The organism is Shinella yambaruensis (assembly GCF_022899355.1).
Lineage (GTDB): Bacteria > Pseudomonadota > Alphaproteobacteria > Rhizobiales > Rhizobiaceae > Shinella > Shinella yambaruensis.
Genome location: NZ_JALJCK010000018.1, coordinates 62,611 through 77,544 on the forward strand (window position 1 = coordinate 62,611; position 14,934 = coordinate 77,544).

Annotated in this window: 10 protein-coding genes; 2 read left to right on the forward strand and 8 right to left on the reverse strand. The window is 64.1% G+C overall.

The window, feature by feature from the left end; all coding sequences use genetic code 11:
- The 3 genes from MUU56_RS29545 to cysD are packed head-to-tail and all read right to left on the reverse strand — an operon-like array spanning nucleotide 1 to nucleotide 4,127.
- The gene (locus MUU56_RS29545) at nucleotides 1-1,278 is read right to left on the reverse strand and encodes a capsular polysaccharide export protein, LipB/KpsS family (RefSeq protein ID WP_245081853.1); all 1,278 of its coding nucleotides are present in this window, start codon (nucleotides 1,276-1,278) and stop codon (nucleotides 1-3) included.
- A gap of 45 nt (nucleotides 1,279-1,323) precedes the next feature.
- Complete coding sequence (gene nodQ, locus MUU56_RS29550; RefSeq protein WP_245081856.1) at nucleotides 1,324-3,225, reverse strand: bifunctional sulfate adenylyltransferase/adenylyl-sulfate kinase NodQ; 1,902 nt, start codon at nucleotides 3,223-3,225, stop codon at nucleotides 1,324-1,326.
- Nucleotides 3,225-4,127, reverse strand: a complete 903-nt coding sequence (cysD, locus tag MUU56_RS29555) for a sulfate adenylyltransferase subunit CysD (RefSeq protein WP_398432989.1) — start codon at nucleotides 4,125-4,127, stop codon at nucleotides 3,225-3,227. Before cysD ends, nodQ begins: the two co-directional genes overlap by 1 nt.
- A gap of 205 nt (nucleotides 4,128-4,332) precedes the next feature.
- Between cysD and MUU56_RS29560 the strand changes: the two genes are divergently transcribed.
- Nucleotides 4,333-5,553 (forward strand): replication initiator protein A, encoded by a 1,221-nt coding sequence (locus tag MUU56_RS29560; protein ID WP_245081864.1) that lies wholly within the window; start codon nucleotides 4,333-4,335, stop codon nucleotides 5,551-5,553.
- A 620-nt stretch (nucleotides 5,554-6,173) separates the two neighbouring features.
- Entirely contained in the window at nucleotides 6,174-6,488 is a 315-nt protein-coding gene (locus MUU56_RS29565) for a hypothetical protein (RefSeq protein WP_245081866.1), read from the forward strand.
- A gap of 74 nt (nucleotides 6,489-6,562) precedes the next feature.
- On the opposite strand, the gene MUU56_RS29570 is transcribed toward MUU56_RS29565, so the two are convergent.
- The 5 genes from MUU56_RS29570 to MUU56_RS29590 all read right to left on the reverse strand — a co-directional run bounded on the left by MUU56_RS29570 (nucleotide 6,563) and on the right by MUU56_RS29590 (nucleotide 14,840).
- Complete coding sequence (locus MUU56_RS29570; protein WP_245081868.1) at nucleotides 6,563-9,295, reverse strand: hypothetical protein; 2,733 nt, start codon at nucleotides 9,293-9,295, stop codon at nucleotides 6,563-6,565.
- 382 nt (nucleotides 9,296-9,677) lie between these two features.
- Entirely contained in the window at nucleotides 9,678-11,885 is a 2,208-nt protein-coding gene (locus MUU56_RS29575; protein ID WP_245081870.1) for a capsular polysaccharide export protein, LipB/KpsS family, read from the reverse strand.
- Nucleotides 11,886-12,148: 263 nt separating this feature from the next.
- On the reverse strand, nucleotides 12,149-12,484 hold the full coding sequence (locus MUU56_RS29580; RefSeq protein WP_245081872.1) for a hypothetical protein: 336 nt from the start codon (nucleotides 12,482-12,484) through the stop codon (nucleotides 12,149-12,151).
- Nucleotides 12,485-12,534: 50 nt separating this feature from the next.
- A complete protein-coding gene (locus MUU56_RS29585; protein WP_245081874.1) occupies nucleotides 12,535-14,121 on the reverse strand; it encodes a class I SAM-dependent methyltransferase in 1,587 nt (528 codons plus the stop codon).
- Nucleotides 14,122-14,207: 86 nt separating this feature from the next.
- Complete coding sequence (locus MUU56_RS29590) at nucleotides 14,208-14,840, reverse strand: class I SAM-dependent methyltransferase (RefSeq protein WP_245081876.1); 633 nt, start codon at nucleotides 14,838-14,840, stop codon at nucleotides 14,208-14,210.
- Nucleotides 14,841-14,934: the final 94 nt, after the last annotated feature.

Sequence of the window (14,934 nt, forward strand, 5' to 3'; positions counted from 1 at the left end):
TTATCTGGATGCGTCGAAGGGATACAGGATCCTTCCGACGATGCGGGCTTTCAGGGACGTCCTCTCGCGGAAGAAGCGGATCGGGTTGGCCCTGTATTTCTCGACGAGCCTCCTGTTCCCCCGCCAGCCGATGAGGGGGACGAGGACGAAGGGCAGAAGATGGCGCCAGCCGAGAATGCCATAGGCGCCCCAGGGCCGCCACCCGGCCGGCCCGGCGTCGCCGAATTCGTTGGCATAGTCCTGCGGGTTCTTCAGCCGCAGCGTCAGCCATTCGACGGCCTGCTCGAACGTGTAGCGCGCGCCCGTCGCCGGCTCGAAATAGGTCGGATAGAGGAGGTAGGCGGCGGCGAAGACCTCCACCACCGTGCGCCGGCGCGTGCGCCGCGGATTGGGCTGCCGGTCGTCGGTCAGGCCCCAGCCGGCATAGAAGGGCGAGCCGAGCACGGTCAGCGGAATGCCGCGCAGGAGCGCCTCGAAGCCGCCGAGCGAGGTGATCGCATAGGCCTTGTCGATCGTCTCGAAGGACTGGGCGAGCGGGATCCTCTCGTGCAGGATGCGGCAGAGATGGGCGACCTCCTCCGGGTCCGACTGCGCGTCCCTGACGCCGTTCAGCACGTCCGGATGCGGCTTGTAGATGATCTCGGCCTCCGGATTTTCCGCGGCGGCGAGCCGCACGAGGTCGTTGTTGCCGAATTTCCGGTCGCAGCCGTAGAGGATGGAGGCATCGTCCTCGACCTGGCCGATGACGAGGACGCGCGGGCGCGTCTTCTCGCCGAGAAGGGTGGAGAGCGACAGGCTGGACACCGTGTTGTACTTGCTGAGACCGCCCTCGACGATGAGGCGGATCCCCTCCCGCGCCCGGTCCAGCAGCTTCGGATCGGCCGAAAAGTCATGCGTCTCCAGCATCACTTCGAGGTCGGACGGCCCCCGGCTGTCGAAATAGGGCCGGCGGCTGTCGAGCGACAGCGACAGGGGCGGCGTGCGGGCGGCGTTGGGCCGGTTCGAGCGCAGGAAACCGTCCTCGATGAAGAAGCAGGGGATGTTTCTTTCCCGCACGAAAGTCTCGAGATTGGCCGGCAGGTTATGGCCCCAGATGAAGACCTCCGCCCCCTTCGTCGCGGCGATGCGCGCCATCCACTTGCGCTCGAACGCCTCCGCCGTGACGTTCAGCGGCAGATAGATGAAGCGCCGCTCCGGGAAGAAGGACTGGAAGACGGCTCGCTTCCAGCCATTCATATGGAGCGCAAAGGTCGGGGTTTTCGCAGCGTCGATCGTCATCGCTCTATCGTCATACGCCTGCAGGCTCGGCCCGGAAGCGTTCGATCATCCCTCCATCCGGCGTTCCAGGACCGCGTGGATCCGCATCGCCAGCGCGTCCGGATCGGCCCCGACAGTTTGAAGGTGCACTTCGGGGTTTTCCGGCGCCTCGTAGGGCGAGCTGATGCCGGTGAAATTGGCAAGTTCGCCCCGCATCGCCTTCTTGTACAGCCCCTTCGGATCGCGCCGCGCGCATTCCTCGATGGGCGTGTCGACAAAGACCTCGATGAACTCGCCCTCGACCATCAGGTCGCGGGCAAGCTGCCGCTCCGACCGGAAGGGCGAGATGAAGGAGACCAGCACGATCAGGCCCGCATCGCTCATCAGCTTGGCGACCTCGGCCACCCGGCGGATGTTCTCGACGCGGTCCTCGGCGGTGAAGCCGAGGTCCTTGTTGAGGCCGTGGCGGACATTGTCGCCGTCGAGCATGTAGGTATGGCGGCCCTCGGCGTGCAGCAACCTTTCGAGCCGGTTGGCGACCGTCGACTTGCCGGAGCCGGAAAGGCCGGTGAACCAGACGACCGCCGCCTTCTGGTGCTTGAGGGCCGCCCGCGCCCTGCGATCGACCTCCATCGCCTGCCAGTGCACGTTCTCGGCCCGGCGCAGCCCGAAATCGATCATGCCGGCGCCGACCGTGCGGTTGCTCATCCGGTCGATCAGGACGAAATTGCCGGTGGCGCGGTTGGCGGCATAGCTGTCGAAGGCGATCGGCGCGCGGGTCGAGAAATTGCACACCGCGACGCCGTTCATGTGCAGCGCCTTGGCGGCGAGATGGGCGAAGGTGTTGACGTCCACCTCGTATTTGAGGGCCGTCACCGTCGTCTCCACGCTGTCCGTTTCCGTGCGCAGGATATAGTTGCGGCCCGGGATCAGCGGGGTCGCGTCGAACCAGATGACATGGGCCTGGAACTGGTCGGCGACGACCGGCCGGTCGTCCGGCGCCACCAGCATGTTGCCGCGCGAGACGTCGAGCTCGTCCGCAAGAACCAGCGTCACCGCCTGCCCTTCCACCGCCCGGTCGAGCGATCCGTCCCTGGTGACGATCTGCCTGATGCGGGTCGTCTGGCCGGACTTGGCGACGGTCACCGGATCGCCGACGGCGACCGAGCCGGACGCGACCTGGCCAGCAAAGCCGCGGAAATCGAGATCCGGACGGGACACGTACTGCACCGGAAAGCGGAAGGGTTTCTCGCGGCCGTCCTGTTCGACCGGAACCGTCTCGAGATGGTCGAGCAGGTGCGGGCCCTGATACCAGGGCGTGTTTTCCGACGGCCGGGTGACGTTGTCGCCATGGCGGGCCGAAAGCGGGATCGGCTGGATCGTCGTGAAGCCGAGATCGCCGGCAAAGGCGCGGAAATCCGCGACGATGCCGTCGAACACCGCCCGGTCGTAGCCGACGAGGTCGATCTTGTTGACGGCGAGCACGATGTGGCGGATGCCGAGCAGCGAGGCGATATAGGCATGGCGGCGGGTCTGGCGCAGGATGCCCTGGCGCGCATCGACCAGCACGACGGCAAGATCCGCCGTCGAGGCGCCCGTCGCCATGTTGCGGGTATATTCCTCGTGGCCGGGCGTATCGGCGACGATGAATTTCCGCCGGTCGGTGGCGAAGAAGCGATAGGCGACGTCGATGGTGATGCCCTGCTCGCGCTCGGCCTCCAGCCCGTCGACCAAGAGCGCGAAGTCGATCTCGTCGCCGGCCGTGCCGTGCCTGCGGCTGTCGCGCTCGAGGGCGGCGAGCTGGTCCTCGAAGATCAGCTTGGTGTCGTAGAGCAGGCGGCCGATCAGCGTCGACTTGCCGTCGTCCACCGAGCCGCAGGTGAGGAAGCGTAAGAGCGACTTGTTCTCCTGCTCGCGCAGGTAGTCGGCGATACTCCTTGCGGAAAGGTCCGGTGCGGCGGCCGCCATCAGAAATACCCCTCGCGCTTCTTCTTCTCCATCGAGCCGGCCTCGTCCTTGTCGATCATCCGGCCCTGGCGCTCGGAGGTGCGCGCCGTCAGCATTTCCCGCACGATGTCCTCCAGCGTCGCCGCATCGGAATCGATCGCGCCGGTGAGCGGATAACAGCCGAGCGTGCGGAAGCGCACCAGGCGCTCCTCCACCCTGTCATCCTTTCTTATCGGCATGCGCGCGTCATCCACCATGACCAGCATGCCGTCCCTTTCGACGACGGGGCGGCGGGCGGCGAAATAGAGCGGCACGATCGGAATGTTCTCTTTCAGGATGTACTGCCAGATGTCGAGCTCGGTCCAGTTGGAGAGCGGGAAGACGCGGATCGATTCTCCCGGCGCGACGCGCGTATTGTAGGTTTTCCACATTTCCGGGCGCTGGTTCTTCGGGTCCCAGGCGTGAGCCGCGTTGCGGAAGGAGAAGATGCGTTCCTTGGCGCGCGACTTCTCCTCGTCGCGCCGGGCGCCGCCGAAGGCCGCGTCGAAACCGTATGTGTCGAGCGCCTGGCGCAGCGCCACCGTCTTCATCACATGGGTATGGGTGCTGGAGCCGTGCGTGAAGGGCGAGATATTCTGCTCAAGGCCTTCCGGGTTGATATGGACGAGGAGATCGAAGCCGAGTTCGGCCGCCATGCGGTCGCGAAAGGCGATCATGTCCTTGAATTTCCAGGTCGTATCGACATGCAGGAACGGAAAGGGCGGTTTTGCCGGATAGAAGGCCTTCATCGCCAGATGCAGCATGACGGAGGAATCCTTGCCGACCGAATAGAGCATGACGGGCTTGGAAAAGGTCGCCGCCACCTCCCGGAAAATATGGATAGCCTCCGCTTCCAGCCGCTGGAGATGTGTAAGAGACGTCAATGCGGGCTCCGATGGTCCATTGAACATGCCGCTCTCTTTGCACAACGCCCGCGCGATAGCAAAAGGCTTTCTGTCGCTTGGCCGATGCGCGCATGCCGATCCGCACTGGCAGAAAGGGCCTCCGACTGGTTATATCCCGTCACGACACGCGCCCTTCCCGCCCCGCAAGGACGGGGACCGGGCCGAAGACAGGACAGATCCGGACATGAAGGCTCCCCGCTTTTCCATGATGACGCGTGCCGATTTCAGCGCGCTCTCCCTGCACGAAAAGAACAGCTATCTTCAGATGCTGGCCGACCAGTATGCCGACCAGCACGAGCGCGAGCGGGTGCAGCTCGACAAGGACGCGCTGAGCCGGCTGCGGCGCTATTACAGCCGGCGGGTCTGGGCCGACCTGAAGCTGGAAAACCTTAGCGACAGCAGGATGGACATGCTGCTCGCCCGCCTCGGCGAGGCGATCCGCAACGATTCCATCAAGGCCGACGTCACCGCCGCCCTGATGCAGGAGACCACGCCGAAACGCATCCTGCGCACGGCGCCGCAGGACGACGCGCAGCTGATGTTCTTCGTGCCGACGATCTACGACGCCCCGCTCAAGGACGACGTCCACCTCATGGACGTCGCCCCCTTCTCGCTCAGCAAGAAGGCCAACAAGGGCATCATCAAATACGAGCTGAAGGACAGCCTCATCACCATCGAGGGCGGCGCGGAAACGGGCCTTGCCACCGTCTTCGACTACGACATCTTCCTCAACATGGTGTCGTATCTCGCCGACGAGGTGAAGAACTACCGCAGCAGCGAGGCCAAGGGCCTGAGGCCGAGCCTGCCGCCGAAGACCTACCGGCCGAGCGCCTCCCATATCCTGAAATTCTGCCGCCGGTCGGATGGCGGAAAATCCTACGAGGACCTGGAAGCCGCCCTCGACCGGCTCGCCAACACCACCATCAAGGTCGTCAACCTTTCCGGCGGCAAGCGCCGCCAGGTCGACAGCCGCCCGATGATCAGCGGCTACAGCGTCGTCAGCCGCACCGGGGCCAACCGCATCGAGACGATCGAGATCAACATACCCGACTGGGTCTATACCAGCGTCGTGCGCAACGAGCGCACGCTCCCCCTCCTCACGCTCCACCAGGACTACTTCCTGATCAGCTCCGGCCTCGGCCGCTTCATCTATCGCCTGGCGCGCAAGGCGGCCGGGAAGACCGAGGCGACCTACAGCCTGAAGGAGCTCTACAAGCGCAGCGGCTCGACCCAGGAGCTGCGCAAGTTCTCCTACGACCTCAGGGAATTCGTCACCCGCACCCTCGCCTTCCCGATGCCGGAATACGACCTGTCGCTGGAGGACGGCAAGGACGGGTCGATGCTGCGCATGCGCTATCGCAACGAAGGCGAGCTGCCGCTTTCCCCGCTCCTCGCCGATCTTTGATTTTGTCGCGGCTCCGTACTTGGCCGACGACAAAAATCGTGGAAGGCCCGTACATTACCGACGACAAAAATTTGTCCGCCACCCGTACATCGCCGACGACAAATTTCCGCGAGCTCGCCGTACATTACCGACGACAAGTTTCCCCGTCCGTCCCCGCATCGAAACTGTCGGATTCTGTCGAAAACCGTATTTGGCCGACAATTTTCCGTACATCGCCGACGACAAACCGTACATCGCCGACGACAAACCGTACATCGCCGACATCTAATGGAGGTAGCCTGTTGTTATCAAAAGGGAAAAACGGACTTTTCGCGCCTAAAACTTATTAAAACCTATAAAACCAGCCAAAACGAGGCTGGAAGCCTCTTCGAAAATGGATTTTTTGGATTTTTGTCGGATGTTCCTCTTTCACGCCGGCGCAGGGATGACGACAAATTTGGCGGAAACCACGGGATCCTGTCCGATTTTGGCAATGTCCGGCTTATGGCCGGAATTCGTGCGAAGCGGCATGAAGCGCGCCTTGCTCCCGGCGGCAGGGTTTCCATATTGCCACGCAATGGCCTTGAGACTATGCAAGCAGGGTGCCTTCCCATGCGGCAGAGAATGACACGAGGCATGAAATGAACACGCAACAGGCAGCGGAGCCGGCCAAGAACTGGCGTTTCCTCTGGGAAATGAAGATCGCCGCCCAGTCCGTTTCCGAAGTGTATGTCAGCCTGGAGCTCCTGGGGGGACATTACGTGAAGGTCTCGCCCAGGGACTTCCTGGATGCGATAAACGACATGCAGTCCGTCAGCGACACCCATCCCCATCCGCGGCGGTTCCAGTTCACCATGGAACAGGACGTCCTGTGGGTCCATTCCTCGATGCCCCTCAAGGCCGCGGCCGGGAAGGACGTGCGGCCGGCCGAGGGCCGCGTCCCCCTCCGGGGCTGATCTCGGCACGGCCGGGCAGGAATCAAAACGCCGCCCCCGTCGGAGGGCGGCGCTTCTGTTCGGGATCTCTCTGCTCAGAGGATGAAATAGTCCTTCAGGAAGGTCGTGCTGCCGGCCACCTGGATTGCGAAGTCCGCATTCCCGTCGCCATCGACGTCCCCGTAGATGAACGTGTCGGACGCCGCCTTCTCGAAGCGCAGTTCGCCGGCCTTGCCGGAGAATTCGTCCGCGCCGATGAAGGAGAAGGCCTGGTTGCCGCCGGCCTTGCCATTGGCATCGATGCCCGACAGGTCGATCCGGTCGCCGGCCTTGCCGTTGAAGTCGAGGATCGTGTCGCGGCCGGAGGTCTTGACCGTTGAATCGGTGACCGCGGCGAAGATGAACACGTCCTTGCCGGCGCCGCCGGAAAGCAGGTCGGCGCCTGCGCCCCCGGCCAGCCTGTCATTGCCGCTGCCGCCTTCGAGAACGTCGTTGCCGGTCCCGCCATAGAGCTTGTCGTGGCCCGCGCCGCCCTGGAGCTTGTCGTGGCCCGTACCGCCGTAAAGCTCGTCGTTCGCCTCGCCGCCATAGAGCTCGTCATTGCCCGTGCCGCCGTAAAGGACATCCTTGCCCGCACCGCCGTAGAGCACATCCTTGCCGGCGCCGCCGAAGAGCGTGTCGTTGCCGGCCCCGCCGAAGACCTCGTCGTTGCCCTTGCCGCCGTAAAGCGTGTCCTTGCCGTCGCCGCCATAGAGCTGGTCGTTGCCGATGCCGCCGAAGAGCTGGTCGTTGCCGGTCCCGCCGTTCAGAACGTCGTGGCCCGCCTTGCCGTAGAGCACGTCGTTGCCGCCATGGCCGAGGATCTTGTCGGCGCTGTCCGTGCCGGCCAGCACGTCGTTGCCGGCCGTTCCCTCGATGAGGTTGGTTTTCTCCGGCTCGCCGATCGTCACCGTCTCGTCGGAGAATTTCAGCTTCTCGATGCCCTTCAGCGTGTCGACGCCGTCATTGCTGCCGGAGCGCTTGTCGGTCACGGTCCAGCTGCCGTCCTTGTTCTCCTTCCAGCTGTAGTCGTCCTTCTTGCCGTTCAGCACGAACGTGTCGTCGCCGAGGCCGCCGTCGATCGTGTCGTTGCCGCCATTGCCCCTGATCGTGTCGTTGAAGCGGGTGCCGACATAGATATCGGCGCCGTTCGAGCCGGTGACGTTCTGGGCGTACTGCTTGAGGTGCTGGAGGTAGAGCTGGAGGCGTGCCGCATCCCCGTTGGCGCCGTACATGTGGGCGGAGGTGAAGTTGTGCACTTCGCCGGTCTTGGAGTCCGCGTTCGCGCTGTTGGTGAGGCTGAGCCCGGTGATGCGGAGCAGCGGATTGCCGCCGGTGAAGGAGCCGTCGCTGTTGAACGAGCCCGAGCCGCGCGTGCCGTATTCGATCGTCTCGATCGTGCCGGCGATGCGGTGCGTCGACATGTCGTAGCCGAACGAGCCGCGCGCGGTCACATATTTCGACGTCGCGGTGCTGCCATAGTTGAAATAGGCCTCCTTGCCGCTGAAGCCGTCGCCATTGTCGAAGCTGGGGAAGCCGGTGCTGGTCGTGCCGGCCAGGAAGCCGCCGAGCAGGAAGGCGTCGAAATCGATGCCGTTCGAACCGGAGGCGTCCAGCGTGATCGTGCCGCGCGACTGGTCCGTGCCGTCCGCCACGTCGCCGACGGCGATGGTGAAGGTCTTGTCGACGGTGTTGACGCCGTCCGAAACGCTCACCTTCACCTGGTGGCTGGTGGCTGTCTCGTAGTCGAGGGCGCCCGCGACCACCAGCTGCGTCTGGCCGCTCGTGCCGGTGACCAGCTTGAACTTGCCGCCCGCATCGTCCGTCAGCGTATAGGTCAGCGGCTTGCCTTCCGGATCGGTGGCCGAAAGGATGCCGACCACGGAATCGACGACCGCGTCCTCGTCGATGGTCGACTTCGACAGGGCAAGGTCGGTCGGGGCCTTGTTGTCCTCGCTGATGACCAGCGTCATGTCGGCGAAGGTCACGTTCTCGATATTGCTCAGCGTGTCGGTGCCATCGCTGGTCGTGCCGGTCCGCAGGTCCGTCACCGTCCAGCTGCCGTCGCTCTCGTTCTTGGCCAGCGTGTAGTCGGAGCGGTTGCCGGAGAAGATCGCCGTGTCGTTGCCCGCGCCGCCGTCGAGGCTGTCATTGCCGCCATTGCCGGTCACGGTGTCGTCGTTGGCCGTGCCCTTGTAGGTGTCGTTGCCGGCCGAGCCGAGGAAGTTCTGCGCGAAGGTGGACAGATAGGCGTAGATCTTCGCGGTGTCGCCCGCCAGCAGCATGGAGTAGAGGGCATCGACGGGATTGGGGTTGGTCTCCGAATTGGTGTTGGTGCCGGGCGCGACGTCGATGTCGAAGCCCGTGATCTTCAGCTCTTCCGCCAGCCCCTTGATGAGGCCGTCCAGGCCCAGGGTGGAATCGCCGGTGGTGACGCCGTCCACCCACTGGCCGAAGGTCATGCTGTCGACGGCGCCGGAAATGCCGTGGCTGCCGAGGGTGGGGTGATGGATGCCGTCATAGGCGATTTCCTTGCCCTCCAGCACCACGCGGTAGGGGCTCGGCGCGCCGTCCTGGTTGTACTTGAAGGCAAGCTGGTCGCCGTTCATGTAGTAGGTCCGGCCGCGGAAACTGTCCGGCGTGCCGCCGTAGAAGTCGTAGCCGCCCGGCTTCGTCAGGGCCTTGAAGTAATCGGCGATATAATCGGCGACGCCCTCGGCGCCGGCCGTATTGGTCGCAAAGGCAACCCCGGTCGTCCCCAGTTTGCTTGCATCGATCGTAATTGCCATTCTAATCGTCCTTCCAACACAAATACGCGCCCTCCCCTGCGCAGGGGGCGCACTTCAAACGGATCGGGGGCTATTTTGCTGAAGGTTTCGGCTCAGCTTGCCCGACAGTGGAATTCGGCCGGGATGGGCTTGATGCGGCGGCGGAAGGAACGGGGGATGATACACTGCATGACCTGCAGCCTTCCGGATGTGCGAAGCGGGGCCGTGCAACGCGGGCAAGGCGCCGTGCGGCGCAGCCTGACGTCGACGACCCGGGTTGAGGATTGCCGTTTCCCGGCGGTTCAGCAATGACCGATAGATATTATGAATTTAAAAGTCAACATTACCATAATATGGTCGCATTTTTCGCCATGCGGCCTCTTCCGCAGGCGCGATCGCGGCCCTATCCGGGAAACAGGATCCTGCCGACGAGCCGGTAGGCGGGCTTGCGCAGCGACTGGAAGAATTCGACCGGCCCGGCCTCGAACTTGCGCTGGGCGGAGCGGGAGCCGAAGCGGCCGATGAAGAAGCGCACGATCGGCACCAGCGGCCGGCGCAGGGGGCCGATGGCCTTGGTCTTCCTGGCCGGCACCTCCCGGATCACCCCGGCACGGGCGGCAAGATAGCTTTTGCGGCCGAACGGCGCCCGTTGCCGCAGGCGGCCGAGCGCGATCCGGTGGTCCTTCCAGCGCAGCACGGTGATCATGATGTCCTTGTAGCCGTGGCTCTTGCGGCTCTCGAACTCGACAATATGGTCCGTCGCGATGAATTCGGAATATTTGCGCAGGACGAACCAGGCCGCGATCCGCCGGACAAGGCCCGCCTCGGGGGCCTGCACGGCGCCCGACCGGAAGCTGGCGATCCCCTCCTCCGCCGAGGCCGCGTGAAACCCTGCCTGCGACAGGCTGTAGAACGCGTTGCCGAGCGTGATCGTCGGCTTGCCGTGCAGGAGGGAGAGGAGCCCGACGCCGGAATTGTAGCACAGCACGACATCGGCATGGTCGATGAGGAAATGGATGTTGTCGGCCCGGTCGGCGATGACGACGTTCGGCGTGCGCGGCAGCGCGTCCAGCTTGGAAAGCGGATGCGGCTTGATGACGAAGGTCATGTCCGGATTGGCTTCGACGAGGCGCCCCAGGCCGGCGGCGAAGTCGTGGTAGCTCTGCTCGCCCTTGAGGAACCGGGTGACGGCCATGTCGTCGTCGAGCTGGAGCGGGATCAGGCAGGTCGGCGTTCCGGGCTGTTTCGTTCCCGCGTATTTTGCGGCCGTGGCGGCATAGGGATCCATCGCCTCCAGCGTCATGGACCCTTCGCGCAGGCGCGCGACATAGGCCTGCGCGGCGGCAAGCTCTTCCGGCGAGAACACCTCCCGGTCGAACGCCTCCTGGGAATAGGACGGTGCGGCATAGGAGACGTCGTCGGCATAGTAGACGGTGTTCGGCAAGGCGCCGCGTTCGATGACCACCACGTCCCGGCCGAGCTTTCGCGCGAGCGCGACGGCATCGGCAAAGCGGCTGTGGCTCTTCATATAGGGGTTGAAGACGGCGATGCCGGCGAACGTTCCCCCCGCCAGCCCCGCCGTCAGCGCGGCGATGTCCTCGTCCGTCTCGCCGAAGACGGGCACCAGCTCGAAACCCGCCAGCCGCAGCGGAACGAAATAGCCCCAATGGTGGGGGTTCTTGCAGATGCAGGCGAGCTTTCCGGCGCGCGGCAGGAAATCGACGCCGAGCAGGCGCTCGTCCCTGCCGACATAGACCGCCGTCGCTTCGGCGAAGCGGCTGCGCTTCCAGTCGTTGTTCCTGTACCAGTCGGAGGCCTTGTCCTTCGGGTGCCAGAGGTGGAACGTCTTGAGCCCGAGGGATTCGGCCGGAAGCGCCAGAGCCTCGAACAGCCGGCGGAAACCGCTATAGGTCTTCTGCTGGAAGAACGCGGCCCGGCCGGGCCCGAAGCGGTCTTCGGCCGGCTCGTCGGGCATGGGCAGGTGCTTGGCATAATGCCCGTAGCGCAGCAGGAACTCGAAATCCTCCGAGCCGTGCCCCCGGAAGCTGGAATCGTAGCCGCCGATATAGGAGAACAGCTTCGATCCGATGAGGAAGACATTGCTGTAGGGCGCGACGAACTGCCCCGCCGGCTGATCGAAGTTCTCGAAATAGCTGTAGAAGGACAGCCGGCCCAGATATTTCGACCGCTCGTCCATGTCCGTGCGCGCGAAGAAGTCCCTGGTCTTCTCCTCGTTCAGATGGAAGGCCGGGATGTTGAGCAGGAGATCGAAGGTTTCGGTGGCCTCGATGGTGTTGATGATGTCGACGAGCCTGCCGAAATGATCCCTCTCGCTGAAGAAGTCGGGATCCGCGAAATAGATGAAGGGCGTGTCGGCCGCCGCAAAGCCGGCATTGCGCGCCGTCGAGAGGGAAAAGACGCCCGTGTCGTCGACGGGGACGTAGCTATATCCCTTCTCCTCGCAGACCGCCCGGATCCGGGCGGCGTGGGGCGCGGGCGAACCGAAATCGACGATGATGATCTTCGGCGCGGGGGCGTAATATTCTCCCATCAGCGCGATGCGGTCGATCACCCAGGGGTTTGCGTCGTGCGATCGGACGCACAGAACCATGGAAATGTCCGAAGCGCCGATGGGCCCGCGCGGATCGAGATGCACGTCTTGCACTTTCTGATCAGAAATGGCCGGAGCCGAGAGGGAGACTGGCAGTTCCATGCACTTCATTCCGTGTTCGTTTAAAGGCGGCGGCGCGTTCCGCACGGGCGCACTTAACACAGGCTGAGAGGCACTGAAACTGCCGAGCCGTCGAACCGCCGCCGCTGGTCGACGACGGTGGGCATATTCCGGAAAGATTCAGCGAAGGGCTTTGTATCGTTCTAGCGACGATAGCGGTAGGCGGCATACATGACCGCCATCAGCACGATCGCGGTCGGCCAGAAGTCCGTCGCCTGGTCCCAGCTCCAGTCCCACATGCGGTAACCATTAAGATGGGGCGGGGGCATCTGCACCGAGACCTCGTAATCCCTTTTCTCCCGCCCGTGAAAGTGGCCCATGGCGAAGGCAAGGCCGATGAGGGCCGCGTCCCGCCAGCGATACAGCGGCCTGGCGATCACGGCGACGACCACCGCCATGACAAGCCCCTCGACGATATGGCCGAGCCAGTCGAAATGCTCCTGGATGAAGCCCCAATCCGGATTGAGAAGCCCGCTCATCCGCCAATCCACCTCTTCCGTCACCGTGGCCAATGCAGCCCGCCTTCCGGCTAGCCCTTTTTCATGAAGATAAGCCTGCAAAGGTACGGGTTTTCGCCGTGATGGGGTGAGAGGCCGGTGCCTTCCTGGCGCTCCAGGAGCTGAAAGCCCAGTTCGGCCATCTGGCGCTCGACCGCCTGCGGCCTGATGAAGCGGCGGCCGCCGAATTTTCGTTTCTTGACCAGCGGCTCGTCCTGGTCGGTCCGGAACTCGAAGGCGACCGTGTCGCCGGCCCTGAGCTCCTTCGACGCGCAGGCAAGGAACGCATCCTGCTGGATGCGCGTGATGGCGTGGAGCAGGAACCGGCCGTAAAGCGTCAGGCCGCCCTTTCCGCGCCTGGCCGTCCGCAGGAGCCTGGTCAGCGTTTCGGCATCCGCTATGTCGCCATGCACGAAGGACAGGACCGGCCGCCTGCGAAACAGGTCCTTCAGGGCGCGGCGGAAGCTTTTCCGCGGCTTCGGTACGGCATGGGCCTGTGCCGCCCTGATCGCGGTGCTGCAGCTGTCGATCCCGATCACGGTCCGCTGCCCGGTCATGAGGAAGGCGCTGTCCCTGCCGTTTCCGCATCCCACGTCCACGACATGGCGCCGCAAATGGCCGGATCCGGAAACGAATCCCGCAAAGGACGAAGGCGGCAGGATCTTGCGGTTGTGGGCGTAATAATCGTTCCAGTAGATCGCCCCGCGGTGATACTGCCTGGCATAGCCCTGGGGGTATCGCTCGGTCCTGTCGAGCTCCCAGTTGTGGCCGGGATTGGGGGTCTTCCAGTGCGGCCCGTAGATGCTTGCGACCAAGGCTTCCGTGTCGGCGATGGCAGGGACCTTGCGCCCGGCAAGGTCTATGTCGGCATAACCGCGGAAGTCGCTTCTCATGAAATGCCGTGTGCCGCAGATGCCGAAGGGCAGCAGGAGCTTCCCGCCCTCGTCGAAAAAGGTATGGAATATATCGATCGTCACATTGGTTTTCGGGTCCGTCACCCAGATGCACGACAGCTTGCAGGCAACATGGTAGCCATGATCCGAAAGGGCCTTCGAGACGTCCACCAGTTCCGCGACCACCTTGGCCGGATCGGTATGGCCGGAGATGTAACCGGCGTCGAAATCATGGTCGTGCCCGATGAAGTTGCCGTTGCGATAGGCGCCGAGCAGGGTTCCGTAGAGGACGAAGAGCTTGAGGCCCTTCGTCGCCAGGATGGCGGACATGCCGTCGAACAGCGCGAACATGGCGTTCTGCCAGGCCGTGTCGACGGTCTTTGAAAGCTGCAGCCTGCCCTTCTCGTTGAAGACGTGGCCGGTCTCGAGCTTCTGCCGGAGATCCTCGAGGCTGAATTTCGGGATACCTGCGAAGGCGGGCGCCGGCAGGTCCGCCGTGACGTCGTTCGCCCGGATCTGCAGGCGGGCCTGGCTGCCGATATAGGACCAGATGTGCGAGAGGTTGAAGCGGAACTTCTGCCCGCCCCGGTCCGGGGCCGGTATGCCCCAGTTGCCGGCCAGGGGAACGCCGTCGGCCAAGAGCTGCAGCTTCACCGGCCGCTCTCCGGTCTCCCTGAGGCGGCCCGCGATGATCGCCGGGCCGAAATCCAGTATCTCGATCTGCACGATACGGCTCCTGCTAGGGCATTTCCGGCCGGAGCGGCATCGCTTCGGCGCCGGACAATGCGGTGAAACAAACCTGGGGCGGCTCTCTAGGCCCTGCGCATCAGCACCCGGGCGACATGCGCGTCGTCGTCGCGATATTTCGCGTAGCCGAAGCCTTCCGTGAAGTAGACCGGCGAGAAGCCGAATTTCGCCGCGCGGGACAGGAGGTCGAGCGGCGGGATGAAGCGGCGGTAATGGCTGTCGGTGACTTTCGTCTGCTGTGCGTCGCGGTCGGTCCGGAACTCGATCGCCAGGAGGTCGAGATCGGGCAGCGCGGCTGCCGTCCGCAGGAAGGCCAGCTCCGCCTCCTGCGGGATCGCGTGCAGGAAGAAGCGGGCGTAAACGACGATCCGCCCTGCCGTGGCCGCCGAGACCTTCCCTGCGAGGTCCGGGTCGTCGACATTGCAGCAGAGGAAGGAGGCCCGGCCGATGCCCCGCTCCTCTGCCGTGCGCTGGCAAAGCGAAACGGCGGCCGAGGAGGCGTCGACGCCGAGGACGTTGAAGCCGGCACTGGCGAAGAAGAGGCTGTCGCGCCCGCTGCCGCAGCCGATATCGACGATGGTGGAGCCCGCCGTCACTTCCAGCGCGACGAAGGCCGCGAATTGGGAAGGAATATTGGGAACCGGAGATGTCCGCGCGCCGTAGTATCGGTTCCAGTATTCCGCTGTGGTTTCGGCCATGGATGTGTTCCTAGAAGGGTCGCGCGGATCGAAGGGCGCGCCTGGCAGGGTTTCGACAGAAGGTGGCTTCGCCTGTCCTTTCTCCAGCATTTTA

Bases quoted from the DNA above. Each gene is read 5' to 3' on its own strand.
- MUU56_RS29545 (WP_245081853.1), bottom strand. From the start codon at position 1,278: ATGACGATCGACGCTGCGAAAACCCCGACCTTTGCGCTCCATATGAAT.
- nodQ (WP_245081856.1), bottom strand. From the start codon at position 3,225: ATGGCGGCCGCCGCACCGGACCTTTCCGCAAGGAGTATCGCCGACTAC.
- MUU56_RS29560 (WP_245081864.1), top strand. From the start codon at position 4,333: ATGAAGGCTCCCCGCTTTTCCATGATGACGCGTGCCGATTTCAGCGCG.
- MUU56_RS29565 (WP_245081866.1), top strand. From the start codon at position 6,174: ATGAACACGCAACAGGCAGCGGAGCCGGCCAAGAACTGGCGTTTCCTC.
- MUU56_RS29570 (WP_245081868.1), bottom strand. From the start codon at position 9,295: ATGGCAATTACGATCGATGCAAGCAAACTGGGGACGACCGGGGTTGCC.
- MUU56_RS29575 (WP_245081870.1), bottom strand. From the start codon at position 11,885: ATGGTTCTGTGCGTCCGATCGCACGACGCAAACCCCTGGGTGATCGAC.
- MUU56_RS29580 (WP_245081872.1), bottom strand. From the start codon at position 12,484: ATGAGCGGGCTTCTCAATCCGGATTGGGGCTTCATCCAGGAGCATTTC.
- MUU56_RS29590 (WP_245081876.1), bottom strand. From the start codon at position 14,840: ATGGCCGAAACCACAGCGGAATACTGGAACCGATACTACGGCGCGCGG.